Genomic DNA, 26,710 nt, shown 5'->3' with positions numbered 1-26,710 from the left:
CCGGAGACCGGTCGCATACGGCCTGTACTGAAAAGTCCCTTCCACTGCTGCGCCGACAACGAGGCGCTCAAGGCGTCTACCGGTTTCGCATAAGGCCCCCGCTTTGGATTCCTGGGCGCGCAGTAGTGCGGCACGCCCGGATCGTTGCTATCCAGATACCTCCACGGCAATCGATCCGATGCCGCCCAGGAGACAGTTCATGGAAAGAGCACCACTACGACGCTTCAGCCGCCCCGCCCTTCTGCTTGGTGCGCTCTTCGCGGCCAGCAGCGTCCAGGACGCACATGCGGCAGGCGTTCTCGTCTGCGACAACTGTCGCGATCCACGCGCGCTGGCGCTGTCCTCGGGCACGGGGCCCACCATCGTCGCCGACTTCCAGCAGCGCCGGATCCATGGCTTCGATGTGGAATACGATCGCGAGCTGCGTCGCTATCGCGCCACCAGGGCGCAGATTCCCGGGCCAATCAACGCATCCTTCAATCGGATCATGGGGATGCTCGACAACAACGTGCCAACCGTACAGTTCGCGCCGCGGCAGTGGGCCGGAAGAGGAGTCCAGTACGAGGTTCATCCTGATGACCCGCAATACGCCAACAGCATAGGCTTCCCGGAAGAGCACAAGAACCTCAACGCCTACGATGTCGTGCAGATGGCAACCGAGCGATTCAGGCTGGAGAGCGCCATGGGCAAGGCATTCACTGGCGCCACGACATCGTCGAGGGCCTGGAACAGCATGGCGATATTCCTGTCCTCGATCGGCCTGAGCTTCGTCAGCAAGGCCCTCGGAATCGACGGTGCAATCTACAGGATCACCTGGCGCGATGGCTCGAAGACTACGCTGGTCATCGTCTCTTCGTCAGTGGACACCGCCAGATACGTGCAAGGCCAGAGCAAGGACGCCAATGGCAACATGATTCCCGACGGCGCGGCAACCAGCCCCGGCCTGGCCCAACACTTCGCCGGCACCTACAACTTCAACAGCCGGGACGATCTGGATCGATGGATCGACTCCGGTCGCCTCTATGGGGTGAACATGTTCCCCGGTGCTCCACCTGAGTCGCTGCAGATCGTCTGTGAATGGAACGGAACGGATATCGTTTGCCGATTGCCACGTTGATCGCACAAAGGAAACGGGGCGGCAATCGCCGCCCCGTCGCGTCCATCAGCGCAACCCGGTCTCGTTGCGCGCGATCACCAGGCGCTGGATCTCCGAGGTGCCCTCGTAGATCTCGGTGATCTTGGCATCACGGAAGTAACGCTCCAGCGGCATCTCCTTCGAGTACCCCATGCCGCCGTGGATCTGCACCGCCTGGTGCGTGATCCACATCGCTGCTTCCGAAGCGGTCAGTTTGGCCACCGCTGCTTCGGTGCTGAAACGCTTGCCCTGACCCTTCACCCACGCGGCACGCAGGGTCAGCAGCAGCGCTGCGTCCAGCTTGCACTTCATGTCGGCGATCTTGGCCTGGGTCATCTGGAAGGTGCCGATGGCCGCGCCGAAGGCCTTGCGCTCCTTCACGTATTCCAGGGTCGCCTCATAGGCGGCTCGGGCGATGCCGATGGCCTGCGAGGCGATGCCGATGCGGCCAGCATCGAGCACGCTCATGGCGATCTTGAAGCCCTCGCCTTCCTGGCCCAGCACGTCTTCGGCCTTCGCCACGTAATCGTTGAACTCGATCTCGCAGGTGGCCGAAGCGCGGATGCCCAGCTTCGGCTCGGTCTTGCCGCGACCGAAGCCCGCCTTGTCGGTATCGATGAGGAAGGCGGTGATGCCGCGCGCGCCCTTGTCCGGCTCGCTCATCGCGAACAGCACGATGTACCTGGCCACCGGGCCGGAGGTGATCCAGCTCTTCTTGCCGTTGATGACGAAGGTGCCGTCGGCCCGCTTCACCGCGCGGCAGCGCATGGCGGTGGCATCGGAGCCGGACTGCGGCTCGGTCAGCGCGAACGCGCCGATGGCCTCGCCCTCGGCGATGGCACGCACGTAGGTCTGCTTCTGCTGCTCGGTACCGTGGGTGAGGATGCCGTTGCAGAACAGCGAGTTGTTGACCGACATGATGGTCGAATGGGCTGCGTCGGCGGCGGCGACCTCCACCATCGCCAGCACGTACGCAACCGGGTCCATGCCCGCGCCACCGTATTCGGTCGGCACTTCGATGCCCATCAGGCCGTTCTCGCCCAGCAGGCGGATGTTGTCGAGCGGGAACTCGCCGGTACGGTCATGGTGCTCCGCGCTAGGGGCGATCTTCTCCTGCGCGATGCGCCGCGCAACGTCCTGCAGCATCAACTGCTCTTCGGTAAAGCTGAAATCCACAACACCCTCCCGGGTACATGAAGTTATGGGCTACATACGGCGCGCCCAGGTGCCCCGATTGTACCGGGGCCCGGCTGTTTCCGTACGCTGGCGACTTGACCGCGACGGGCCCTTTCAGCGAATATATCTCTATATCGCGATAGGTAGATATTTATGGATCTTGAAGACTGGTCGACCCGCCTGAAGGTGTTCGCCGATGCGACCCGCGTGCGCCTGCTGGCGCTGCTGGAGCAGGAGGAACTGACCGTGGCCGAACTGTCGGCGATCACCCGGCTGGCACAGCCACGCGTGTCCACCCACCTGGCGCGCCTGAAGGAAGCCGGCCTGGTCCGCGACCGCCGTGCGGGCGTATCGGCCTATTACCGCTTCGACGAGGCCCAGCTGGACCCGGCGCAGCGTGCATTGTGGCATGCCTTGAGCAACGGAAGCGATGACCCGCTGCTGCGCCAGGACGCTGAACGCGTCGCTGCCGTGCTGGCCCACCGCGCCTCCGACCAGAACTGGGCCGACAGCGTGGCCGGCGACATGGAACGCCACTACTCCCCGGGGCGCACCTGGGAAGCCCTCGCCCGCACCGCGCTGCCGCTGCTGGAGACCGGCGACGTGCTGGACATCGCCTCTGGTGACGGCGTGCTGGCCGAACTGGTGGCCCCGCATGCCAAGCGCTACATCTGCATCGACACCAGCGCGCGCGTGGTCGCCGCCGCCAGCGAGCGCCTGCGCCGTCTGCCCAACGTGGAAGTGCGCGAGGGCGACATGCATGCGCTGCCCTTCAAGGACAACAGTTTCGATCTGGTAGTGCTGATGCACGCGCTGACCTACGCCAGCAAGCCGGCGCAGGCGGTGACCGAAGGCGCGCGCGTGCTGCGCCCGGGCGGGCGCCTGCTGCTGTGCAGCCTGGCCCGCCATGAACACAAGGCCGCGGTGGAGGCCTACGGCCACGTCAACCTCGGCTTCAGCGACAAGGAGCTGCGCAGGTTCGTCGACAAGGCCGGCCTGCAGGTATCCAGCCTGGAGACGGTCACCCGCGAGAAGCGTCCGCCGCACTTCGAAGTGATTTCGCTGATCGCCCACAAACCCTGAGCCCGAGAACGCCATGCCTGCCCTGCCCTGGTTGCATCCTGAGCGTGCCAACGCCCTGCTCGACGCCCTGCGCGAGCGGATCCTGATCATCGACGGTGCGATGGGCACGATGATCCAGCGCCACGGCCTGCAGGAAGACGATTACCGTGGCGAACGCTTCGCCGGCGGTTACGACCATGCACATGGCCCGGGCTGCGACCACGCGGCACCGGAGGGCCATGACCTGAAGGGCAACAATGATCTGCTGCTGCTGACCCGGCCGCAGATCGTCGCAGACATCCACACCGCCTACCTGGAAGCGGGCGCGGACCTGGTCGAGACCAACACCTTCAACGCCACTTCGGTCAGCCAGGCCGACTACCACCTCGAACACCTGGTGTACGAGTTGAACAAGGCCGGCGCTGCGGTCGCGCGCGCCTGTTGTGACGCCGTGGCCGCAACCACCCCGGGGAAGCCGCGCTTCGTGATCGGGGTGGTCGGCCCGACCAGCCGCACCGCCTCGATCAGCCCGGACGTGAACGATCCGGGCTTCCGCAACACCAGCTTCGACGAACTGCGCGACACCTACCGCGAAGCCATCGAGGGCCTGATCGACGGCGGCGCCGACACCATCATGGTCGAGACCATCTTCGACACGCTCAACGCCAAGGCCGCGCTGTATGCGCTGGAGGAAGCGTTCGATGCGCGCGGCGCGCGGTTGCCGGTGATGATCTCCGGCACCATCACCGACGCTTCCGGTCGCACCCTGTCCGGGCAGACTGCGGAAGCCTTCCATGCCTCGCTGGCGCATGCTCGGCCGCTGTCGATCGGGCTGAACTGCGCGCTGGGCGCCGATGCGATGCGACCGCACGTGGAAACCCTTGCGCAGGTCGCCGACTGCTACGTCAGCGCACACCCCAATGCCGGCCTGCCCAATGCCTTCGGCGAGTATGACGAGACGCCGGAGGACATGGCCAGCACCCTGCGAGGCTTCGCCGAAGATGGCCTGCTGAACCTGGTCGGCGGCTGCTGCGGCTCCACGCCCGACCATATCCGCGCCATTGCCGCGGCTGTGGCCGGGCTGCCGCCGCGCGCACTGCCCGGCACCCGGGAGCAGGCCGCATGAATGTCGCCGCCACCGTTCCGCACTTCCCGCCCTATTGCTGCTGAGCCGACGCCTGCCATGACGCCTGTCCGCCCTACCCGCCTGTCCGGCCTGGAACCCCTGGTCATCACCCCGGACCTGCTGTTCATCAACGTCGGCGAACGCACCAACGTGACCGGCAGCGCGCAGTTCCGCAAGCTGATCAAGGAAGGCCGCTACGAAGAAGCGGTGGACGTGGCCCGCCAGCAGGTGGCAAGCGGCGCGCAGATCCTCGACGTCAACATGGACGAGGGCCTGATCGATTCGGAAGCGGCGATGACCCGCTACCTCAACCTGATCATGTCCGAGCCGGACATCGCCCGCATCCCGGTGATGGTCGACTCCTCCAAGTGGAGCGTGATCGAGGCCGGCCTGAAGTGCCTGCAGGGCAAGAGCGTGGTCAACTCGATCTCGCTGAAGGAAGGCGAGGCGCTTTTCCGCGAACACGCGCGCAAGGTCCTGCGCTATGGCGCCGCCGCGGTGGTCATGGCCTTCGATGAAAGCGGGCAGGCCGATACGTGTGCGCGCAAGGTCGAGATCTGTACCCGCGCCTACCGCATCCTGGTCGACGAGATCGGCTTCCCGCCGCAGGACATCATCTTCGACCCGAACATCTTCGCCGTCGCCACTGGCATCGAAGAACATGACAACTATGCGGTGGACTTCATCGAAGCCACCCGCATCATCAAGCAGACGCTGCCGCACTGCCACGTCTCCGGTGGTGTCTCCAACGTCTCGTTCTCGTTCCGCGGCAACGAAACGGTGCGCCAGGCCATCCATTCGGTGTTCCTGTACCACGCCATCGCCGCCGGCATGGACATGGGCATCGTCAATGCCGGTGCCATGCCGATCTACGATGAGCTGGAGCCGGAGCTGCGTGAGCGCGTGGAGGATGTGATCCTCAACCGCCGCAGCGATGCCACCGAACGCCTGCTGGAGATCGCCGAGCGCTACAAGGGCAGGAAGGGTGCGGCGAAGACCGAAGACCTGGCCTGGCGCGACAAGCCGGTGGCGCAGCGCCTGGCGCATGCACTGGTGCACGGCTTGGATGCCTTTGTCGAGGAAGACACCGAGCTGGCCCGGCAGGCCTCCAGCCGCCCGCTGGACGTGATCGAAGGCCCGCTGATGGACGGCATGAACATCGTCGGTGACCTGTTCGGCGCCGGCAAGATGTTCCTGCCGCAGGTGGTGAAATCCGCGCGTGTGATGAAGAAGGCCGTGGCCTACCTGCTGCCGTACATCGAGGCGGAGAAGGCGCGCAGCGGCGACACTGCCAAGAGCAACGGCAAGATCATCATGGCCACGGTGAAGGGCGATGTGCATGACATCGGCAAGAACATCGTCGGCGTGGTCCTGGCCTGCAACAACTTCGAGGTGGTCGACCTTGGCGTGATGGTGCCGGCGCAGAAGATCCTCGATGCCGCGCGCGAGCACAATGCCGACCTGATCGGCCTGTCCGGTCTGATCACTCCCTCGCTGGAGGAGATGAGCCACGTCGCCCGCGAGATGGAGCGCCAGGGTTTCAATCTGCCGCTGCTGATCGGCGGCGCCACCACCTCGCGCGCGCACACCGCGTTGAAGATCGACCCGCACTACAAAGCGCCTACGGTGTGGGTGAAGGACGCCTCGCGCGCGGTCGGCGTGGCCCAGTCGCTGATCTCGCGCGACCTGCGCGAAGCCTTCGTTGCCGCCAACGAGGCCGACTATGCCGAGATCCGGGCACGGCACCGCAATCGTGGCGATGCCAAGCGCCTGGTGTCGCTGGAACATGCACGCGGGCAGAAGTTCCAGGGCGACTGGGGGAACTACACGCCGCCCGCACCGAAGCAGCCAGGCCTGCACGTCTTCGATGACTATCCGCTGGCCGAGCTGGTCGAGTACATCGACTGGACGCCGTTCTTCCAGGCCTGGGAGCTTGCCGGCAAGTTCCCGGCGATCCTCACCGACGAGATCGTCGGCAGCCAGGCCAGCGAGCTGTACCGCGATGCCCGCGCGATGCTCGACCGCATCGTCGGCGAGAAGTGGCTGACCGCCAAGGCCGTGTTCGGCCTGTGGCCGGCCAACAGCGTCGGCGACGACGTGCGCGTGCAGCACCCACAGGGCGAGACCACCCTGCACTTCCTGCGCCAGCAGGTGGACAAGCCGGCCGAGCGTCCGGATTTCTGCCTGGCCGATTTCATCGCGCCGACCGACAGCGGCAGGCAGGACTGGATCGGCGCGTTCGCGGTCACTGCCGGCATCGGCATCGATGCCCACGTGGCGCGCTTCGAAGCCGAGCATGACGACTACAACGCGATCCTACTGAAGGCCCTGGCCGATCGCTTCGCCGAAGCCCTGGCCGAGCGCCTGCATCAGCGTGTACGCACGGAATTCTGGGGTTATGACCAGGCCGAGACGCTGGACAACGACGCCCTGATCGATGAGCAGTACCGTGGCATCCGCCCCGCTCCCGGCTATCCGGCGTGCCCCGAGCACAGCGAGAAGCGGCGCCTGTTCGATCTGCTGCGGGCCGAGGCCAACGCCGGCATGGAACTGACCGAGAGCTTTGCGATGCTTCCGACCGCCGCGGTATCGGGCTACTACTTCAGTCATCCGCAAAGCCAGTACTTCGTGGTCGGGCGCCTCAGCCGCGAGCAGGTCACCGACTACGCCCGGCGCAAGGGCGTGGAGCGCGCCCAGGCCGAGCGCTGGCTGGCCTCCAACCTCGACTACGATCCCGAATGACACAGAATGGGGACGGAGGGGATCAAGTCGCTTGTGGCACAAATGACTTGATCCCCTCCGCCCCCTTTTTGCTTCATCATGCCGCGATGAATGTTCCTGCTGCCCGCCTCTCCAGCTTCTATCTGTTCTACTACGCGGCACTCGGCGCGTTCACTCCGTACTGGAGCCTGTTCCTCACTGCACGCGGGATGAGCGTGACCGCCATCAGCGTGATGATGGGGCTGTGGTATGCCACACGCGTGGTTGCACCCAGTGCCTGGACCTCGCTGGCAGCCACCTCACCGCGGCCGATCCGACTGTTGCGCATCGGCTGCGTGCTGACCCTGATCAGCTTCGCCGCATTCCTGCTGCCTCTGCCGCAGCCATGGATGTATCCGGCGATGATCGTGTTCTGCTTCTTCTACAACGCGGTGATGCCGCAGTTCGAGTCGATCACCCTCACCCATCTCGGCAGCGACAGCCATCGCTACGGCCTGATCCGGGTCTGGGGTTCGCTTGGGTTCATCGCCATCGTCACCCTGTTCGGCTGGCTGATCGAAGGTGACGGCACCGCCGGCCGCGCCGGGCTGCTGCCCTGGATGATGCTGCCGCTGTTCGTCCTGCTGGTCGCCTCGGCCTTCAGCAACCACTACGCACGCGACATCGGCAGGACCGGCGGCGATGCCAGCGGCTTCTGGCAGATCGTGCGCCGCCCGCCGGTGCTGGCGTTCTTCCTGGCCGCTTTCATGGAGCAGCTCTCGTTCGGCCCGTACTACACCTTCTTCTCGGTCTACATGGACCACCACGGCTATCGCACATCCACGCTCGGCCTGCTCTGGACCATCGGCGTGGTGTTCGAAGTGGGCGTGTTCTTCACCATCGGCCGCTTCTTCCGCCGCTATGACGCCAGCTGGATGCTGCTGATCGCGCTGGTCAGTTCCTGCCTGCGCTGGGCCGTGACCGCACTGTTCCCGGAAAACCTGCCGGTGATGCTGCTGGCGCAGACCGCGCACGCGCTGGGCTTTGCCGCGTTCTTCGCCGCGGCGATGCAGATGCTGGCGATCTACTTCCCCGGACGCCTCAATGGCCATGGCCAGGGCCTGCTGTACGGTTTCTCGTCCGGTGTCGGCGGCGTGCTGGGCGCGCTCATCGCCGGCCAACTGTGGAAGATCGACGAGGGACGCACGGCCTTCCTCGCAGGTAGCGGATTCGCTCTGGTCGGCGCACTGCTGTGCTTCTTCGCGCTGAGCCTGCCGTTGATCCGTGCACGCCACAGCACTGCGCGCGTCCGGTAACGAAAACGCCGGGCAATGCCCGGCGTTCTCATCGTGCAGCAGGTGCAGTTACCAGACCAGGTCGTCCGGTACCTGGTACTGCGGGTCCGCGTAGGGATCTTCCTCGGCCGGCGCGTTCGGATCGACCTTCAGTGCCACCGATGCGGCAAACACCGCTTCGGACTGTGCCAGCACTTCGGCGGTCACCAGCAGGTAACGGCCATTGAGCTGGACCACGCCCAGCTCACCGGCATTGAGCGCGGTCAGCTGTTCGGCGGTCACGTAGATGCGCTTGATCTTGCCGCCATACGGGAAGTGGCGAGCGATATCAGCCGCCTCGGAGTTCAGGCCCTTGTCCTTCAGCAGTTCTTCCAGCTTGGCCTTCGCCTCGCGGCGCACGCGTGCTTCTTCCTGCTTCAGGCGCTCGGTCTCGATGCGCTCCTCCTTCTCACGCTGCGCACGGATGGCATAGGCCTTGGCCAGATCCATCTCTTCGGCGCTGCGCGGCTTGCGCGGGCCCTGCTGGCCCGGGCCACGCGACTGGCCGGGCCTGCCCGGGCCACCGTGGCCATGCCCGCGACGCTCACCGGGCTTGTGCTCGCCCTTGCCAGCGCCCTGCGGCTTTCCATTGCCGTTGCCACCCTTGCCCTGCGGGCGGCCATCACGGCGGGGGCCATCATTCTTGCGCTCGGGCTTGGGCGCGGGCTTGAAGCCCAGGCCCATCAGCTGGTCGCGGAGGGTATCGCTCATAGGATTCGGATCAGTAGTGCGGCGGCGGTGGTTCGCTCGCCGGATCGGAAGAATTCAGTGCGTTGCGGACCTTGCCCAGGTCCTCCAGCAGCACACGCAGCACGTCGGCGTTGCGCATGCCCTGCATGCGGGCATCGGCCAGCGCATCGCTCAATTCGGCAAGCGCCTGTTCCTGGAAGGACACGCGCATTTCCAGTTCGACCAGGCGCGCTTCCAGCGCCTGCTCGCGTTCGGTCGGCAGCAGGTCAGACATGCAGCGAACGCCCCCGGCCAATGCCGTAGTACGCCAGGCCGGCAGCTTCCACTTCGGCAGGATCGTACAGATTGCGTCCATCGAACACCGCCGCGTCCTTCAGCTGCTCGCGCAGCTTCTGGAAGTCGGGGCTACGGAACTGCTTCCACTCGGTGACCACCACCAGCGCGTCGGCCCCTTCGAGGGCCTCATCAGCACTGCTGCAGAACACCAGGTCATCGCGCTCGCCGAAGATGCGCTGCGATTCATGCATCGCTTCCGGGTCGTAGGCACGCACCGTGGCACCGCCCTCCCACAGCTGCGCCAGCAGGCGACGGCTGGAGGCTTCACGCATGTCGTCGGTGTTCGGCTTGAAGGCCAGGCCCCACACGGCAAAGGTCCTGCCGCGCACGCCTTCGTCCTCGCCCTTGTCGTAATGACGCTGGATGAGGGCGAACAGGTGGCCCTTCTGCGCATCGTTGACCGCTTCCACCGCGTTCAGCAGCTTCGGCTCAAGACCATGTTGCTGGGCGGTGCGGGCCAGCGCCTGCACGTCCTTGGGGAAGCAGGAGCCACCGTAGCCGGCGCCCGGGTAGATGAAGTGCCAGCCGATGCGCGGGTCCGAGCCGATACCCTGGCGGACCTGCTCGACGTCGGCACCGACGCGCTCGGCGATGTTTGCGATTTCGTTCATGAACGAAATCTTGGTCGCCAGCATCGCGTTCGCCGCGTACTTGGTCAGCTCGGCCGAGCGCACGTCCATTTCCACCACGCGGTCGTGGTTGCGGTTGAACGGCGCATACAGACGACGCATCACCGCGACAGATTCCTCGCTGGTCGCACCAATGATGATGCGGTCCGGGCGCATGCAGTCGGCGACCGCGTCGCCTTCCTTCAGGAATTCCGGGTTGGACACCACGTCAAAGGTGATGTCCGCGCCACGCGCGGCAAGTTCTTCAGCAATGGCCGCACGCACCTTGTCAGCGGTGCCCACCGGCACCGTCGACTTGTTGACCACCACGGTCGGCACGCTCATGTGCCGGCCAATGGTACGGGCCACGGCCAGTACGTACTGCAGGTCAGCGCTGCCGTCCTCGTCCGGCGGGGTACCGACGGCGATGAACACCACCTGGCCATGCGCGATCGCGGACGCGGCATCGGTGGTGAATGCCAGCCGCGACGCGGCGTGGTTGGCCTTCACCATCGGCTCCAGGCCGGGCTCATAGATCGGGATGATGCCCTGGTTGAGGCCATCCACCTTGGCCTGGTCGATATCGACGCAGACCACCTGATGACCGACATCGGCCAGGCAGGTACCGGTCACCAGACCTACATAACCGGTACCGAAAATCGCAACGCGCATGTCCGTGCAGGCTCCGTGGTGGCTTACGGCAGGACGCCCAGCAGCTCGACGTCGAACGTCAGAGTCGCGTTCGGGCCGATCGGGCCACCCGGCGTACCGTTCTCGCCATAAGCCAGATTGCCCGGGATCCAGAAGCGGTACTTCGAACCGACCGGCATCAGCGCAACGCCCTCGGTCCAGCCCTTGATCACCTGGTCCAGGCCGAACTCGGCCGGCTGACGACCATAGGAGCTGTCGAACACGGTGCCGTTGAGCAGCTTGCCTTCATAGTTCACGCGCACCTTGCTGCTCGGCAGCGGGCGCTCGCCGCTACCCGGGCGGATGACCTGGTACTGCAGGCCCGAGGCCGTCGTCACGACACCCGGCTGGGTCTTGTTCCTGGCCAGGAAGGCATTGCCTTCTTCGCGGTTGGTCTGCGCAGCAGCGGCAGCCTTGGCCTGCATTTCAGCCTGCTTGCTGCCCATGAAGGCCTGGATGGTGGCGGTCGCGTCAGCTTCCGTCATCTTCGGCTGGCCCTTGGTCAGGCCGGTGCTGATCGCGTCAAACAGCGAGGCAACATCGATGTCGTCCTTCAGCTGCGCCAGCGACGGGCCCACAGAGTAGGAACCGATCATCTGCGACACCTTGACGCGGTCGACCTTCGGCGGCTGCGAACCCGGCGCCATGCCCGGCACCTGCTGGCCGCTGCGGGCCATCACGACCTGGCGCAGGGCCGCGTCGGTGGCCTTGGCCTGTTCCTGGGTGATCTGCGGCTGCAGGCCTTCGAACGAACGCTCCACGGCGGTGCGCAGCGCGGCCACGTCGATCTCATCGGCGATCGGGGTGAACGACTTGGCCACGTCCAGGCCGATGGCGTAGCCGAGCTTCTGCTTGGGGGAATTCAAGGTTGCGGTCTCCTTGGCGGCTGCGGGGGCAGCCGATTGTTGCGACAGAGCGACACCTGAAGTGCCCATCGCCAGAATCAGAACCGACGCCGCGGCGCCGCGCATTCCCATCTTCATTCGCTGCATTCCTGGAAGTGTCTGGGCGCCGACGTCGGCGCGAAAAGAAGCATTGTCGCACGCATGCCGTCGATGTCGAGGCATCCGTGCCGGATATCAATGTGCGGCCGCTGTGGCCAGCGCCTTGTCGATGGCCGCAGTCAGCTGCGGATCATCCGGCGTCACCTTGCTGGCGAACTGGGCGATGACCTTGCCATCGCGGCCGACCAGGTACTTGTGGAAATTCCAGCCCGGGGCCACGCCGGTGGCCGCGGTCAACCGTTGATAGAGCGGCGTCGCCTCCGCACCGACCACGTGCACCTTCTCGAACATCGGGAACTTGACCCCGTAGGTGAGCGTGCAGAAATCCTGGATCTGCTTCTCGTCACCGGGCTCCTGGCCCTTGAAATCGTTGGACGGGAAGCCGAGCACGGCAAAACCTCGGCCGGCATAGCGCTTCTGCAGCGCCTCCAGGCCTTCGTACTGAGGGGTATAGCCGCACTTGCTTGCGGTATTGACCACCAGCAGCACCTGTCCGTGGTAGCGCTGCTGCAGGTTGACCTGCTGCTTGCTGGCCAGCGGGCGGTAGTCGAGGTCGAGAAGATCGGCCGCCAGCACGTGGGTGGAACCGGCCAGGCCGGCTACCAGCAGGGTCAGCAGGGACAGGCCGCGCAGGCGGCGCGGCATAACGGTCGGCAAAGGCATCGAGAGCAGTCCGCGGTGGCCATTCACAGGGCCGGCCGGTAGCGGCCGGAGTCGGCCGAACTATAGCACCGGGCCCCCTTCCCCCTTGCTGCAAGGGGCGCCTGTGGCTTTGCGCGGCGTGGCGCTTTCCTGCACGACCCGCCAGCAACGGCGCAGTAATGACATAGCATGGACAACGCTGAATGGAAGGCGGGCCTGGGTCGGCCCGCGCCAGAACCGGATTTCCCTTCCGAATCAATCGGATAAACGGATATTTCAGCGATTTGACCACCCCTGCCATCAGTTGGGGACGGCAAGGGGTTGCACGTAGGCGTGCCGGTGTTATAGTTGCATACAACACCAGTCACCTGAGACAGGGGGAAGCCATGAACGCCCGGATCCGTCGCAACCTCACCGCACCCGCGGCCGCTGCTGTTTCGACCCTGATCGTGCTGGCCTGGCTGGCCACGCCCACCGCCCCCGCCTCGTCCGACAGTGCGCAGGATGCAATCGCTACACCGGCCGGGAACGCCGATTCCTCCCCCCCTCCCCCGCGTCGGCTGCACAGCTCCCTGTCCATGCCGTATTTCTCGTTCGCCCAGCCGCTGACCCCACGGAGCTGAATATGAGCGACATCCAGTGGAGCGACGGCGCTCCCATCTACCGTCAGTTGAAGGAGCGCGTGATCGCCATGATGCTCGACGGAATCCTCAAGCCGGGCGATGCCCTGCCTTCGGTGCGCCAGGTGGCCGCCGATTACCAACTGAACCCCATCACCGTTTCGCGCGCTTACCAGGAACTGGCCGACGAAGGTCTGGTCGAAAAGCGCCGCGGGCTGGGCATGTTCATGACCGAGCAGGCCGCCACGCAGCTGCGCAGCAGCGAGCGCGAGCGCTTCCTCAATGAAGAATGGCCGGCCGTGCTGGAGCGCATCCAGCGCCTGGGCCTGAGCCTCGACGAATTGCTGCCCCAGGGGAAAGTCTGATGAATAGCACCGCAAGCGAACCGGTCATCACCGCCCGCGGCCTGCGCAAGGCCTACAAGTCCACCGTTGCCCTCGACAGTGCCAGCTTCAGCATTCCGAGCGGGCGCATCGTCGGCCTGATCGGTCCCAATGGCGCCGGCAAGACCACCGCGCTGAAGGCCATTCTTGGCCTCACCTCGGTGGAAGGTGAGTTGAGCGTGCTCGGGCGCGACCCGCGGCTGCACCGCGACGAACTGATGAACGACATCTGCTTCATCGCCGACGTCGCCGTGCTGCCGCGCTGGCTGAAGGTGCGCGAAGCCATCGATTTCGTCGCCGGCGTGCATCCGCGCTTCGACCGCGCCCGCTGCGAGCGCTTCCTGGCCAACACCAAGCTGCAGCCGAAGCAGCGCGTGCGCGAGCTGTCCAAGGGCATGATCGTGCAGCTGCACCTGGCACTGGTGATGGCCATCGATGCCCGCATCCTGGTACTGGACGAGCCCACCCTGGGCCTGGACATCCTGTACCGCAAGGAGTTCTACCAGCGCCTGCTGGAAGACTATTTCGACGAGCAGAAGACCATCATCGTCACCACCCACCAGGTGGAAGAGATCGAGCACATCCTCAGCGACGTCATGTTCATCCGTGATGGCCGCATCGTGCTCGATGCGGAAATGGACGAGGTCGGCCAGCGTTACACCGAACTGCTGGTCAACGCCGACCAGCTGGAGACCGCGCGCGCCCTGAAGCCGATCGACGAACGCAGCCTGGCGTTCGGCAAGACCGTGATGCTGTTCGACGGCGTACCGCGCGCCCAGCTTTCCACCCTTGGCGAGACCCGCAGCCCGGGCCTGGCCGACCTGTTCGTCGCCGTCATGAAGGGGACCTACGCATGAATGCCGTCAACCATCCCGTCAGCCCCCTCGGCACGCTGCGCTGGCTGCTCAAGCGCGAGTACTGGGAAAACCGCGGCGGTTTCCTGTATGCCCCGCTGATCGCCGGCCTGATCTCGCTGGTGATGAGCACCGTCGGCATCGCCTTCGGCCTGTTCGCGCTGAACCGCGCGGCGCGCAACGGTGCGCTGCATGTCGATGGCGAGAGCGTGAACGTCAATGGCCTGGACCTGGCGCTGCTCACCCGCAACATCGACGGCAAGGACCTTGCCGACCTCGGTAACGGCCTTGACCTGACTCTGGTGCTCAGCTCGGCATGGCCGTTCCTGGTGCTGGCCTTCGTGGTGTTCTTCTATTGCCTCGGCGCCCTGTACGACGACCGCCGCGACCGCAGCATCCTGTTCTGGAAGTCGTTGCCGCTGTCCGATACCCAGACCGTGCTGTCCAAGGTCATCAGCGCACTGATCGTGGCACCGCTGATCGCGGTGATTGCCGGCATCATCACCATGTTCGGCTTCATGCTGATCATCAGCATCGTCGCGCTGATGCACGGTGGCAGCCCGATGGCGCTGATCTGGGGGCCCGCCAGCCCGTTGACCCTGGCCGCTGGCCACCTGAGCTGGATTCCGGTCTACGCGCTTTGGGCCCTGCCCACTGCAGGGTGGCTGCTGCTGTGCTCGGCCTGGGCCAAGAGCAAGCCGTTCCTGTGGGCGGTGATGCTGCCACTGTTTGCCGGCGTCATCGTCAGCACCACCAAGATCATGCCGCTGTTCGGCCTGACCACCGGCTGGTTCTGGCAGAACATCGTCGGCCGCCTGCTGCTGGGCGGCGTGCCCGGCATGGACCTGCTGTACCGCCTCGGCGCAGGTGAAGGTTCGCGCCGCGACCTGGATTCGGTGGTCAGCCTGATGTCCCCCGCCTCTCAGCTGAAGTCGCTGGCGATGCCGGAGCTGTGGATCGGTGCGGCCGTCGGGGCACTGTTCATCTTCCTCGCCATCCGCCTGCGCAAGCGCGCCGGCGAGATCTGATTCCATCCACCCGGAGGCACCACCCATGCGTTCTTTGCTCGCCTGTTCTGCGTTGTTGCTGTTGCCGTTGTCGGCGCTGGCCGCCGATGCTCCGAACTGCAAGTTCACTGCCGCCCGCGCGCTGAAGCTGGACGTGGCCGGTGCCAAGACGGTGGTGTTCGAGGTCAACCAGCATGACCTGAAGGTGGTCGCCAGCGCTGGCGGCGGCCAGCTGGACGGCCGCGCCTGCGCGTCCAGCCAGGAATGGCTGGACCAACTGGTACTGGACCAGCGCAAGGTGGGCGACAAGCTGGTGGTGAGCCTGCGCCGCGAAGGCCGCCAAAGCGGCATCAGCCTGGGCAACAGCTACGCCTGGCTGGATATCCGTGGCAGCGTGCCGGACAACCTGCCGCTGCAGTTCAAGGTCGGCTCGGGTGACGCCAGCGTGGAAAACGCACAGTCGCTCAGCGTGGACGTCGGCTCCGGTGACGCGGTGGCCCGCGGTACCCGTGGCAGCATCCACGCTGCAGTGGGTTCCGGCGACCTCAACATCGATGGCGGCAGTTCGCTGAATCTGCTGTCGCTGGGTTCGGGCGACGTCAATGCCCGCAACATCGGCGGCGATGCCATCACCGGCACTGTCGGTTCGGGTGACCTGAAGATCACCGATGTGCGTGGCAACACACGCCTGGATACGGTCGGCTCCGGCGACATCGAGTTCAAGCGCGTGCAGGGCAGCGTCGAAGTCGGCGTGGTCGGCTCCGGTGGCATCGATCTGGCCGATATCGGCGGCAACGTGCATGTGCGCAGCCACGGCTCGGGCGACATCCAGGTGGACGGCGTACGCGGCAGCCTGACCATCGATCACAGCGGCAGCGGCGATATCGAACACCGCAACGTCAGCGGCCGGGTCACCCTGCCGCGCAGCAAGTAATCCTCTTCCACACACGTCCAGGGGAACATCATGAACCTGTTGCGCCTGCTGCCCGCCACCCTGCTGTGCCTGCCGCTGATCGCCTGTGGTGGCACGTCCTCCGCCCCCGACAAGAGCGTCGGCAAGAGCGTCGCCGAAGCCACCAGCGGCGTCGGCCAGACCGTCAAGGAAGCCATGGACGATGCCCGCAAGGACATCGCCCAGGGCAACATCAAGATCTCGGCCGACAAGCAGCCGCGTGCGGAGATCACGCCGGATGGCCGCCTGCTGATCGCCGGCAAGGAGGTCGCCGCCAACGACGTCCAGCGCCGCCACCTGCAGGAGTACCGCGGTCACGTGGTCGCCGTTGCGATGGCGGGCATGGATGTCGGGCTGGCCGGCGCCAAGCTCGGCGCCAACGCCGCCGGTGAAGCGCTGAAGGGCATCTTCAGCGGCGACAGCGAAGGGGTGGAGAAGCGCATCAACGCCGAAGCCGCCAAGATCGAGGCCCAGGCCAAGCGCATCTGCGATCGCCTGCCGGCGATGCTGGCCAGCCAGCAGGCACTGGCGCGCGAGCTGCCGGCGTTCAAGCCCTACGCGACGATGGACCAGAGCGACGTGGACGACTGCGGCAAGGACAACTCGGTCACGTTCTCCAACTGAGACAAATCGACGCACCCGACCGGCTGCGGCCTTCCGTTGCCGGTCGGGCACTGTCGGCGGGCTTACAATGGGGGCCCCGGATGCCCCCGAACCGAACGCCATGAAGAAGTTGTTCCTGCTGCTGGCCACCCTGCTCTGCCTGGGTCTGGTCGGCTGCGACAAGGATTACCGCAATCACCGCGCCGAGCGCGGCAAGCCCAAGATTTCCGTCAGCGAAGGCATGGTGACCGTGCGCCGCCCGCCGGCACCGAACATCATCATCCTCGGCGACGGCACGATGAAGGTGGACGAGATCCAGATTCCGCTGGACGACGGGCAGAAGCAGATGCTGCAGACGATGTTCGGCAAGCTGCAGGTGCTGCGCCAGAACACGCTGGTGGCCGCACCGGCCGATCCGAACATGCAGCCGGTGAAGATCCAGCCGCCGGAGGGCATGGAGGTGATCCCGGCCGACCTGATCCAGCGCATCCCCGAGTTCAAGGATTACACCGACACCTTCGGCAACATCGTCGCCGACCGTCGCTGAAGAAAAACGCCGCCCGAGGGCGGCGTTCTTCGTTTCCGTAGAGTCGAGCCATGCCCGACTCCGGAACAACCGTCGAGCGTGGCTCGACTCTGCAACCGGCAGATCACCCCCCGGCGCCACCACCGCCAGCCTGGATGCCACCAGCAGTCAGCGCAGTCGGGTCCAGCAGGCGACGCAGCTCGGCCTCGTCAAGCCCGCTGTCTTCCAGCGCCACGTCCAGCACCGGGCGCTGTTCCTTGTAGGCACGCTTGGCAATCGCCGCTGCCTTCTCGTAGCCGATGATCGGGTTCAGCGCGGTGACCAGGATCGGGTTGCGCGCCAGCGCCTCGGCCACGCGGTCCTCGCGCACCTTCAGCCCTGCGATCGCGCTGTCGGCCAGCAGCCTGGACACATTGGCCAGCAGGCCGATGCCATCGAGCAGGTTCACCGCGATCAACGGCAGGGTGACGTTGAGCTGGAAGTTGCCGGTCTGCCCGGCCACGGTGATCGCGGTGTGGTGGCCGATCACCTGCGCGCAGGCCATCACCGTGGCTTCCGGAATGACCGGGTTGACCTTGCCCGGCATGATCGAGCTGCCCGGCTGCAGTGCCGGCAGTTCGATCTCGCCCAGCCCGGCCAGCGGACCGGCGTTCATCCAGCGCAGGTCATTGGCGATCTTGATCAGTGCCACGGCCAGCGCATTGAGCTGGCCCGACAGTTCCACCGCATCGTCCTGCGCGGCCAGGCCTTCGAACTTGTTCTCGGCGCTGTCGAACTTGAAGCCGGTCTGCTGCTTCAGCGCCTTGGCCACCTGCGCGCCGAAGCGCGGGTCGGCGTTGATGCCGGTACCGATGGCGGTGCCGCCCAGCGGCAACCGGCGCACGCGCTTGAGGCTGTCTTCGATGCGCTCCTGCGCCGAGGCCAGCTGCGCCGACCACGCACCGAATTCCTGCTCGAAGGTGAGCGGCATCGCGTCCATCAGGTGGGTACGGCCGGTCTTGACCACCTTGCGCAGGCTGCGGCCCTTCTTGTCCAGGGTCTTGCGCAGGTGCACCAGCGCCGGCAGCAGCTGCTCGTGCGTCGCCAGCACCGCCGACACCCGCAGCGCAGTCGGAATCACGTCATTGGAGCTCTGCCCCTGGTTGACGTGGTCATTGGGATGCACGGTGGTCTTGCCCGCCTTGCCGGCACGGTTGGCCAGGGTGGCGATGACCTCATTGGCATTCATGTTCGACGACGTGCCCGAACCCGTCTGGTAGACGTCGATCGGGAACTGCGCGTCCCAGTTGCCGGCGGCCACTTCGGCAGCAGCGGTCTGGATGGCCTTGGCCACATTCTTCGGCAGGTGGCCCAGCTCGGCGTTGACGCCGGCGGCTGCGCCCTTGACCAGGCCCAGGGCGCGGATGAAACCGCGCGGCATGCGCTGGCCCGACACCGGGAAATTCTGCACGGCGCGCTGGGTCTGCGCGCCCCACAGGGCATCCGCAGGCACCTGCAGCTCGCCCATGCTGTCGTGTTCGATTCTGAAACCCTTGCTTGCAGCTTTGCTCATTGCATCAACTCCGCACTACTTCAGTTGGGGAAAGGGAAGCGGCGGCTGGCAGGGTGTCGCTTCCCGGGCTGGCGGCTGCGGCCACAATACTCCCTTGCCCGCAGCATGGGATGACGAGGGCGGGCCAGATCGTTCCACCTGCACGGCCGTTCTGCGCGCGCAAGGGTAGTGCCGGCCGCTGGCCGGCAACCACGCCCGGCCTACGCCGCCATGGCTTGCCGGCCAGCGGCCGGCACTAGCTGACCGGCACGTCGTAGAATATGGCCCCCGCCGCTCGTCCCAGCCCTGCCGACATGTCCGATTCCGCCCTGCTCGCCCTGTCCCCGCTCGATGGCCGCTACGCCGGCAAGGTCGACGCCCTGCGCCCGATCTTCTCCGAATACGGCCTGATCAAGGCCCGCATCGTGGTCGAGGTGGAATGGCTGCTGGCGCTGGCCGCCGAACCGGGCATCGTCGAACTGGCGCCGTTCTCCGACGCCGCCGTCGCCCGCCTGCGCGAGCTGGCGGCCCGCTTCAGCCCGGCCCAGGCCGCGCGCGTGAAGGAGATCGAGCGCACCACCAACCATGACGTCAAGGCGGTGGAGTACTTCATCAAGGAACAGCTGAAGGACGACGCCGAGCTGGCTCCGGCGCTGGAATTCGTGCATTTCGCCTGCACCAGCGAAGACATCAACAACCTCAGCTACGGCCTGATGCTGGAACAGGCCCGCCGCGAGGTGCTGCTGCCGACCCTGGACGGCATCGCCACCACGCTGCGCAACCTCGCCCACGCCCAGGCCGGCCAGCCGATGCTGTCGCGCACCCATGGCCAGACTGCCTCGCCGACCACGCTGGGCAAGGAGCTGGCCAACGTGGTCGCGCGCCTGGAGCGCCAGCGCAGGCAGATCGCCGCGGTCGAGCTGACCGGCAAGATCAACGGCGCGGTCGGCAACTACAACGCCCACGTGGCCAGCTACCCGGACGTGGACTGGCCGGCCTTCGCCGAGCGCTTCGTGACCGGCCTGGGCCTGGTGTTCAACCCGTACACCACGCAGATCGAGCCGCACGACAATGTTGCCGAGATCGGCGATGCCGCGCGCCGCGCCAACATCATCCTGATCGACCTGGCCCGCGACATCTGGGGCTACATCTCGCTGGGCTACTTCAAGCAGCGGCTGAAGGAAGGCGAAGTCGGCTCGTCGACGATGCCGCACAAGGTCAATCCGATCGATTTCGAGAATGCGGAAGGCAACTTCGGTATCGCCAACGCGCTGTTCGAGCACTTCAGCGCGAAGCTGCCGATCAGCCGCTGGCAGCGTGACCTGACCGATTCCACCGTGCTGCGCGCACTGGGCACCGCGTTCGGCCACAGCCAGGTGGCGCTGGATTCGCTGGCCAAGGGCCTGGGCAAGCTGGAGGTGAACCCACAGCGCCTGGACGCCGATCTGGACGCGGCCTGGGAAGTGCTGGCCGAGGCCGTGCAGACGGTGATGCGTCGCCATGGCCTGCCGAACCCGTACGAGCAGCTGAAGGCGCTGACCCGTGGCCAGGGCATCACCGCCGAGTCGATGCGTGCGTTCGTGCAGGGGCTGGAGCTGCCGGCGGATGCGAAGCAGCGCCTGCTGGAGATGACCCCGGGCAGCTACACGGGTCTGGCCGAGGCCCTGGCGAAGAAGATCTAAGGGGTTCCTTTGCGGCGGCGGCCGCGAGCGCTGCCTGCGGCAGGCAACTGCAACAGCAACGGCAACAGCAACAGCGATCCAGGCTCTGGGTTGCTGCGGGCTGGGCGGGGCGGGAGGGGCCAGCGGGACACGCCGTGAACCCATCCATGGGGGCTCGATGGCGCCATCCATGGCGCCAACGGTCCCGCTGGCCCCTCCCGCCCCACCTCTGACAGATTTCCGGTGACGGATCGAAGAGCGTGGAGGTTGTCGAAACGGAATTTGAAAGAGGGACGCGGCTTCGCCGCGTCCCTCTTTTGTTTTGGGATGAGCAAGCGCAGCGTGCGACCCGCTGTTGCCTTTGATTTTCTTCTTCCATTCCGTGGCGGGCCGCGCAGGAAACTGTCAGGGGCCGGGCGGGGTGGGTTCGCGGGACCGTTGGCGCCATGGATGGCGCCATCGAGCCCCCAGGGACGGGTTCACGGCGTGTCCCGCGAACCCACCCCGCCCGGCCCAGCCCATGAAGCCAGCGCTTTGCGCGACCAACCACCCCGCCACGAGGGGCTCCGCCGTTGGCCGGACACCCCGCGACAAACCCGCGCACGTGCGCAATCCCCACGAACGGCGGACAATGGAACCCTTGGCGGCCCGCTGCGCCGCCCCTCCCGCTTTCCGCTGCAAGGATTCCCCCATGGCCGCCCGCAAGTCCTCCGCCCCCCTCATCGAAGTCACCGCCCGCCCCGGCCAACCGCTGGGCATGGCGCCGGCCACCTTCCTGCGCGACTTCTGGCAGAAGCGCCCGCTGCTGATCCGCAACGCCTTCCCCGACTTCCAGACCCCGGTGCAGCCGGAAGACCTGGCCGGGCTGGCCTGCGAAGAAGGCGTGCTGGCGCGCCTGATCGAGCACGACAAGACCCAGGACGGCTGGCGCGTGCGTACCGGCCCGTTCCAGGAAGACGTGTTCCCCGCCCTGCCCGACCATGACTGGACCCTGCTGGTACAGGACGTGGACAAGTGGGACCCGGACGTGCGCGCCCTGATCGAGCACTTCAGCTTCCTGCCGCGCTGGCGCATGGATGACGTGATGATCAGCTTCGCCGCCACCGGCGGCTCGGTCGGCGCCCACGTCGACCAGTACGACGTATTCCTGCTGCAGGCCCACGGCCACCGCCGCTGGCAGATCGATGCCAGCGAATCGATCAAGGGCAGGCAGCCGCCGCTGGGCTTCCGCCCCGACGTGGAGCTGAAGCTGCTGAAGGTGTTCAAGCCCACCCACGACTGGGTGCTGGCGCCGGGCGACATGCTCTACCTGCCGCCGAACGTGCCGCACCACGGCGTCGCCGAAGACCCCTGCCTGACCTTCTCCTTCGGCATGCGCGCGCCATCGTCGGCCGAACTGATCAGCGACTACCTGGACACCCTGATCGCCGATGCCGACGAGAACATCCGCTACCAGGATGCCGACCTGAAGGTGCCGGCCGACCCGAACGAGATCGACACGGTGGCGATGGCGCGGGTGATCACCGCGCTCAATGCCATCCGCATGAACGATCCAGACAAGCTGGGTGACTGGTTCGGCCGTTTCATCACCACCTACCGCGCCGCTGGCGAAGTGATGGCTCACCAGGCCGCACCGGCACCGGAGGAAGTGGTCCAGGCCCTGGCCTCGGGCCTGCTGCTGCAGCGTCATCCGTGGGCACGCCTGGCCTGGCGCCGGGCCAAGCGCGGCGCCAGCCTGTACGTCAGCGGCCAGGACTTCGCGCTGCCGGTGAAGGACGCGCAGCGCCTGGCCGGCGCCGAGCAGCTCGATGCCGCCGCCTATCGCGGCCTGTCCGACAAGGGCCGCGCGGTGGTCCAGCAGCTGTTGGTCGGTGGCGTGTTCCAGCTGATCGATCCGAACGAGGTGTATGACGCTGAAGATGAGGATGACGGCGAAGACGCCGTGGTGCTCGGCGAAGTGGTCGAAGGCCGTGACCGTGTCGACGCGATCGACGCCGACGCGGTGTCCGACGACGTCCACACCGTGACCGTGCACGACGACGGCATCGAGGTCATCGTCAACTTCGAGGATCACGACGAAGACGACAGCGACGACGGTCGCGCCTGAGCCCTGCCATGGTCCGGGTCCAGCAGGTCAGCCACGCCGACGCCCACGTCGCCATCCACGACGTGCGCCAACGCGTGTTCGTGCAGGAACAGGGCATCGCCGCCGAGCTGGAACGCGATGCGCTGGACCCGCTCAGCGCCCATGTGCTGGCGCTGGACAGTGACAACCAGCCGGTCGGCACCGGTCGGCTGGCCCCGGACGGCCGCATCGGCCGCATGGCGGTGCTGGCCAGCCATCGCAGCCACGGGGTCGGTGAGGCCCTGCTGGAGGCACTGGTCGAGGCCGGGCGCAGGCTCGGCCTGGCCGAGCTGCACCTGCACGCCCAGCTGCCCGCCCGCGATTTCTATGCCCGCCAGGGCTTCCTGCCGGAAGGCGAGGTATTCGAGGAGGCCGGCATCGGCCACCAGCAGATGCGACGCCGGTTGGGCGCGGCCAGTGCCATCGACAGCCGCGAGCAGGCGGTGGCCATCACCACGGCCATCGTCCACCGCGCCCGCCGCCAAGTGTGGCTGCACAGCCGTCAGCTGGACCCGGGACTGCTCGACGCGCCGCCGGTACAGGCCGCCCTGCGCCGCTTCGTCACCGCCCGCCACGACAAGCAGCTGCGGGTGATCGTGCACGACGCCGCCGCCATCGCGTCTGCCGGGGCACCGCTGCTGGCCTTGGCCCAGCGCCTGCCCAGCGTGATCCAGTTCCGCGAGGTCACCGACCCGATCGACCGTGCGTTGGCTTCGGCCTGCCTGCTCAACGACGCCGGCGACTTCTACTTTCGTCTGATCGGTCATCGCCTCGACGGCGAGGCAGGCGTCGCGCTGCCTGCACGTTCGCAGCCGTTCGAGCAGCAATTGCAGCGGGTCTGGGACCGTTCGCGCGATTGCAGCGAACTGCGTGCGCTCGGCATCTGAGTGGGTACCGCCCACTCAACCTGTCTGGAAGCGGCACCGGGGGACCCGGGATGCCCGTTCTGGTGCCCCTTCCTGTCCGGATGGGGGTACAATTTGGCTGTTTGAACGCGCCCGCGCAGGGCTATTCATCTTCCTGCCGGGTCCTTCTGAAGCCATACCCCACAAAGCGAATCAACACCCTCCATCGTGGACAATCAACTGAAGCAGTTTGCGCAATCTTCGCAGCTCGCCGGCGGCAACGCCTCCTATGTCGAGGACCTGTACGAGCAGTACCTGGTCTCCCCGGACAGTGTCGATCCCAAATGGAAGACCTACTTCGACGGCTTCAAGGGCCGCGAAGCAGGCGACATTCCGCACTCGGCCGTCATCTCCCACATTGCGGACGCGGCCAAGGAAGCGCTGAAGGCCGGCACCGGCAACGGTGCGGGCGACGAGCGTGAACGCAATGTCGGTCGTCTGATCACCGCCTACCGCTCGCGCGGCCACCTGGACGCCCGCCTCGATCCGCTGGGCCTGGCCGCGCCGGTCAACACCCCGGACCTGGGCCTGCCGTTCCACAGCCTGTCCGATGCCGACCTCAACAGCGAGTTCAGCACCGGCGGCGTCGGTGGCCAGCCGCGCATGAAGCTGCGCGACCTGCTGGCACGCCTGAAGGCGACCTACACCGGCTCGATCGGTGCGGAGTTCATGCACATCTCCGAGGTCGAGCAGCGCCAGTGGATCTACAAGAAGCTGGAAGCAGCCGGTGGCAACTACCAGCTGGACGCTGACACCCAGCGCCGCACCCTGGAGCGCCTGACCGCGGCCGAAGGCCTGGAGCGCTACCTGCACACCAAGTACGTCGGCCAGAAGCGCTTCTCGCTGGAAGGCGGCGACTCGCTGATCCCGATGATGGACACCATCATCCGCAGCGCCGGCAAGGATGGCGTCAAGGACGTGGTGATCGGCATGGCCCACCGCGGCCGCCTGAACGTGCTGGTCAACACCCTCGGCAAGAACCCGCGCAAGCTGTTCGACGAGTTCGAAGGCAAGTTCGAGCACGACGAGCACGCTTCTGCCGGCGACGTGAAGTACCACATGGGCTTCTCGGCCGACGTGGCTACCGACGGCGGCCCGGTGCACCTGGCGCTGGCGTTCAACCCGTCGCACCTGGAAATCGCCGACCCGGTCGTGGCCGGTTCCGTGCGTTCGCGCCAGGAGCGCCGCAAGGACACCGCACGCAAGCAGGTCATGCCGATCCTGATCCACGGCGATGCGGCCTTCTCGGGCCAGGGCGTGGTCATGGAGCTGTTCCAGATGTCGCAGGCCCGCGGCTTCGCCGTCGGCGGCACCGTGCACATCGTGGTCAACAACCAGGTCGGCTTCACCACCTCCAACCCGCTGGACACGCGCTCCACGCGCTACGCCACCGACGTGGCGAAGATGATCGCCGCCCCGGTGCTGCACGTGAACGGCGATGATCCGGAAGCGGTGGTGTTCGCCGCGCAGCTGGCCTTCGAGTTCCGCCAGAAGTTCGCCAAGGACGTGGTCATCGACCTGATGTGCTACCGCCGTTGGGGCCACAACGAGGCCGACGAGCCGGCGATCACCCAGCCGCTGATGTACCAGGTGATCCGCAAGCACCCGACCACCCGCGAGATGTACGCCGAGCAGCTGGAAAAGTCAGGCGTGATCGCTGCCGGTGCCGGCAAGGCGATGGTCGATGCCTACCGCGAGAAGCTCGATGCCGGTGAAGTGACCACCGAGCTGGCCAAGGTCGAGAAGACCCCGCCGACCAGCCCGCTGTTCGTCGATTGGCCGAAGCTGCTGGAAGGCAAGCTGTCCGACCCGGTCTCGACCAAGGTCGAGAAGAACAAGCTGGTCGAACTGGCCAAGCTGATCAACACCATTCCCGAAGACGTGCAGCTGCACTCGCGCGTGGCCAAGGTCTATGACGACCGCCGCAAGATGGCCGCCGGCGAGATCCCGGGCGACTGGGGCTTTGCCGAGAACCTGGCCTACGCCACCCTGCTCGACGAAGGCCACGCACTGCGCCTGGTCGGCCAGGACGTCGGTCGCGGTACGTTCACCCACCGCCACGCGATCCTGCACGACCAGAAGACCGACAACTACTACATGCCGCTGCGGCAGCTGGTGGATTCGCCGGAGAAGGCCACCGTCATCGATTCGCTGCTGAGCGAAGAAGCGGTGATGGCCTACGAGTACGGCTTCTCCACCACCGATCCGAACACGCTGTGCATCTGGGAGGGCCAGTTCGGCGACTTCGCCAACGGCGCCCAGGTGGTGATCGACCAGTTCATCGCCGCCGGTGAAGCCAAGTGGGGCCGCATTTCCGGCCTGACCCTGCTGCTGCCGCATGGCTATGAAGGGCAAGGCCCGGAGCACAGCTCGGCGCGCCTGGAGCGCTTCCTGCAGCTGTGTGCACTGGAGAACATGCTGGTGGTGGTTCCGTCCACCCCGGCACAGGCCTTCCACATGCTGCGCCGCCAGCTGCACCTGACCACCCGCAAGCCGCTGGTGGTGATGTCGCCGAAGTCGCTGCTGCGCCACAAGCTGGCCGTGTCGACCCTGGACGAACTGGCCAACGGCGAGTTCCAGCACCTGATCGGCGACGCCAGTGCGGACGCCAAGAAGGTCAAGCGCGTGGTGCTGTGCTCGGGCAAGGTCTACTACGACCTGCTGGAAGACCAGACCAAGCGTGGCCAGGACGACGTGGCGATCATCCGCGTGGAGCAGCTGTATCCGTTCCCGCGTGCGCTGCTGGCTGCCGAGCTGAAGAAGTACGGCAAGGCCACCGACGTGGTGTGGACGCAGGAAGAACCGCAGAACCAGGGTGCGTGGTACCAGATCCGCCACCACCTGCAGTTCTGCCTGGCCGACGGCCAGAACCTGCACTACGCCGGTCGCGCACGTTCGGCGTCGCCGGCTGCCGGTCACATGGCTGACCACGTCCGCGAACAGCAGCAGCTGATCGCCGACGCGCTGGTCAACCCGTTCAACGACACGTTCGCTGAATAATCCTCCCCCTATTTAGAAGACAAACCAGGAAGCTCCCGCA

The 26,710-nt window shown here is 66.2% G+C and carries 23 protein-coding genes; 16 read left to right on the top strand and 7 right to left on the bottom strand.

Translation table 11 applies throughout. The annotated features are described in order from the left end of the window. The first annotated feature begins 199 nt into the window (after positions 1-199). Entirely contained in the window at positions 200-1,117 is a 918-nt protein-coding gene (locus AC5P78_RS02320; protein WP_049397586.1) for a hypothetical protein, read from the top strand. A gap of 45 nt (positions 1,118-1,162) precedes the next feature. Here the strand turns inward: AC5P78_RS02320 and AC5P78_RS02315 are convergent, their stop codons facing one another. Continuing rightward, a complete protein-coding gene (locus AC5P78_RS02315) occupies positions 1,163-2,311 on the bottom strand; it encodes an acyl-CoA dehydrogenase family protein (protein ID WP_109337278.1) in 1,149 nt (382 codons plus the stop codon). A gap of 153 nt (positions 2,312-2,464) precedes the next feature. Between AC5P78_RS02315 and AC5P78_RS02310 the strand changes: the two genes are divergently transcribed. The 4 genes from AC5P78_RS02310 (at position 2,465) to AC5P78_RS02295 (ending at position 8,515) form a co-directional block, all read left to right on the top strand. Further along, on the top strand, positions 2,465-3,394 hold the full coding sequence (locus AC5P78_RS02310; protein WP_005410251.1) for an ArsR/SmtB family transcription factor: 930 nt from the start codon (positions 2,465-2,467) through the stop codon (positions 3,392-3,394). Between the two features lie 13 nt (positions 3,395-3,407). After that, entirely contained in the window at positions 3,408-4,499 is a 1,092-nt protein-coding gene (locus AC5P78_RS02305) for a homocysteine S-methyltransferase family protein (protein WP_024957244.1), read from the top strand. Between the two features lie 57 nt (positions 4,500-4,556). Then, positions 4,557-7,241: a methionine synthase gene (metH, locus tag AC5P78_RS02300; RefSeq protein ID WP_049448980.1), complete on the top strand. Its 2,685-nt coding sequence runs from the start codon at positions 4,557-4,559 to the stop codon at positions 7,239-7,241. 86 nt (positions 7,242-7,327) lie between these two features. Continuing rightward, a complete protein-coding gene (locus AC5P78_RS02295; RefSeq protein ID WP_111117868.1) occupies positions 7,328-8,515 on the top strand; it encodes an MFS transporter in 1,188 nt (395 codons plus the stop codon). A 48-nt stretch (positions 8,516-8,563) separates the two neighbouring features. On the opposite strand, the gene AC5P78_RS02290 is transcribed toward AC5P78_RS02295, so the two are convergent. The 5 genes from AC5P78_RS02290 to AC5P78_RS02270 all read right to left on the bottom strand — a co-directional run bounded on the left by AC5P78_RS02290 (position 8,564) and on the right by AC5P78_RS02270 (position 12,524). Continuing rightward, positions 8,564-9,244 carry a DUF2058 domain-containing protein gene (locus AC5P78_RS02290; protein WP_005410255.1) on the bottom strand — a complete coding sequence of 227 codons (681 nt, stop codon included), beginning with the start codon at positions 9,242-9,244 and terminating at the stop codon, positions 8,564-8,566. Between the two features lie 10 nt (positions 9,245-9,254). Continuing rightward, positions 9,255-9,497 carry a SlyX family protein gene (locus tag AC5P78_RS02285; protein ID WP_005410256.1) on the bottom strand — a complete coding sequence of 81 codons (243 nt, stop codon included), beginning with the start codon at positions 9,495-9,497 and terminating at the stop codon, positions 9,255-9,257. Further along, positions 9,490-10,839, bottom strand: coding sequence for a UDP-glucose dehydrogenase family protein (locus AC5P78_RS02280; RefSeq protein WP_005410257.1), 1,350 nt, complete (start codon positions 10,837-10,839; stop codon positions 9,490-9,492). The genes AC5P78_RS02285 and AC5P78_RS02280 overlap by 8 nt, the downstream gene beginning before the upstream one ends. 23 nt (positions 10,840-10,862) lie before the next feature. Continuing rightward, complete coding sequence (locus tag AC5P78_RS02275; protein ID WP_005410258.1) at positions 10,863-11,840, bottom strand: FKBP-type peptidyl-prolyl cis-trans isomerase; 978 nt, start codon at positions 11,838-11,840, stop codon at positions 10,863-10,865. 96 nt (positions 11,841-11,936) lie between these two features. Then, positions 11,937-12,524 (bottom strand): glutathione peroxidase, encoded by a 588-nt coding sequence (locus tag AC5P78_RS02270; protein ID WP_062607389.1) that lies wholly within the window; start codon positions 12,522-12,524, stop codon positions 11,937-11,939. Between the two features lie 365 nt (positions 12,525-12,889). On the opposite strand from AC5P78_RS02270, the gene AC5P78_RS02265 reads away from it, so the two are divergent. The 7 genes from AC5P78_RS02265 (at position 12,890) to AC5P78_RS02235 (ending at position 17,469) form a co-directional block, all read left to right on the top strand. Continuing rightward, on the top strand, positions 12,890-13,126 hold the full coding sequence (locus AC5P78_RS02265; RefSeq protein WP_062607391.1) for a hypothetical protein: 237 nt from the start codon (positions 12,890-12,892) through the stop codon (positions 13,124-13,126). Positions 13,127-13,128: 2 nt separating this feature from the next. Further along, positions 13,129-13,488: a GntR family transcriptional regulator gene (locus AC5P78_RS02260; protein WP_005410261.1), complete on the top strand. Its 360-nt coding sequence runs from the start codon at positions 13,129-13,131 to the stop codon at positions 13,486-13,488. Then, complete coding sequence (locus AC5P78_RS02255; RefSeq protein ID WP_005410262.1) at positions 13,488-14,363, top strand: ABC transporter ATP-binding protein; 876 nt, start codon at positions 13,488-13,490, stop codon at positions 14,361-14,363. Before AC5P78_RS02260 ends, AC5P78_RS02255 begins: the two co-directional genes overlap by 1 nt. Next, the gene (locus AC5P78_RS02250; protein WP_049459368.1) at positions 14,360-15,388 is read left to right on the top strand and encodes an ABC-2 transporter permease; all 1,029 of its coding nucleotides are present in this window, start codon (positions 14,360-14,362) and stop codon (positions 15,386-15,388) included. Before AC5P78_RS02255 ends, AC5P78_RS02250 begins: the two co-directional genes overlap by 4 nt. Before the next feature lie 25 nt (positions 15,389-15,413). After that, entirely contained in the window at positions 15,414-16,301 is an 888-nt protein-coding gene (locus AC5P78_RS02245; protein ID WP_062607396.1) for a GIN domain-containing protein, read from the top strand. 30 nt (positions 16,302-16,331) lie between these two features. Continuing rightward, on the top strand, positions 16,332-16,943 hold the full coding sequence (locus tag AC5P78_RS02240) for a YggN family protein (RefSeq protein WP_005413931.1): 612 nt from the start codon (positions 16,332-16,334) through the stop codon (positions 16,941-16,943). A 100-nt stretch (positions 16,944-17,043) separates the two neighbouring features. Further along, positions 17,044-17,469, top strand: a complete 426-nt coding sequence (locus tag AC5P78_RS02235) for a hypothetical protein (RefSeq protein WP_005413932.1) — start codon at positions 17,044-17,046, stop codon at positions 17,467-17,469. 103 nt (positions 17,470-17,572) lie between these two features. On the opposite strand, the gene AC5P78_RS02230 is transcribed toward AC5P78_RS02235, so the two are convergent. Then, complete coding sequence (locus AC5P78_RS02230) at positions 17,573-19,000, bottom strand: class II fumarate hydratase (protein WP_012480781.1); 1,428 nt, start codon at positions 18,998-19,000, stop codon at positions 17,573-17,575. Between the two features lie 293 nt (positions 19,001-19,293). Between AC5P78_RS02230 and purB the strand changes: the two genes are divergently transcribed. The 4 genes from purB (at position 19,294) to AC5P78_RS02210 (ending at position 26,670) form a co-directional block, all read left to right on the top strand. Next, on the top strand, positions 19,294-20,661 hold the full coding sequence (gene purB, locus AC5P78_RS02225; protein WP_012480782.1) for an adenylosuccinate lyase: 1,368 nt from the start codon (positions 19,294-19,296) through the stop codon (positions 20,659-20,661). Between the two features lie 670 nt (positions 20,662-21,331). Then, positions 21,332-22,747 (top strand): ribosomal protein uL16 3-hydroxylase, encoded by a 1,416-nt coding sequence (locus AC5P78_RS02220; protein ID WP_038645462.1) that lies wholly within the window; start codon positions 21,332-21,334, stop codon positions 22,745-22,747. 8 nt (positions 22,748-22,755) lie between these two features. Beyond that, positions 22,756-23,652, top strand: a complete 897-nt coding sequence (locus AC5P78_RS02215; protein ID WP_024956655.1) for a GNAT family N-acetyltransferase — start codon at positions 22,756-22,758, stop codon at positions 23,650-23,652. A gap of 186 nt (positions 23,653-23,838) precedes the next feature. Next, on the top strand, positions 23,839-26,670 hold the full coding sequence (locus AC5P78_RS02210; RefSeq protein ID WP_076739332.1) for a 2-oxoglutarate dehydrogenase E1 component: 2,832 nt from the start codon (positions 23,839-23,841) through the stop codon (positions 26,668-26,670). Positions 26,671-26,710: the final 40 nt, after the last annotated feature.

It is taken from the genome of Stenotrophomonas sp. YJH_SMC_133, assembly GCF_059370655.1.
Note: the sequence above shows the minus strand (reverse complement) of the source record. Positions and strands in the feature narration are given on the sequence as shown.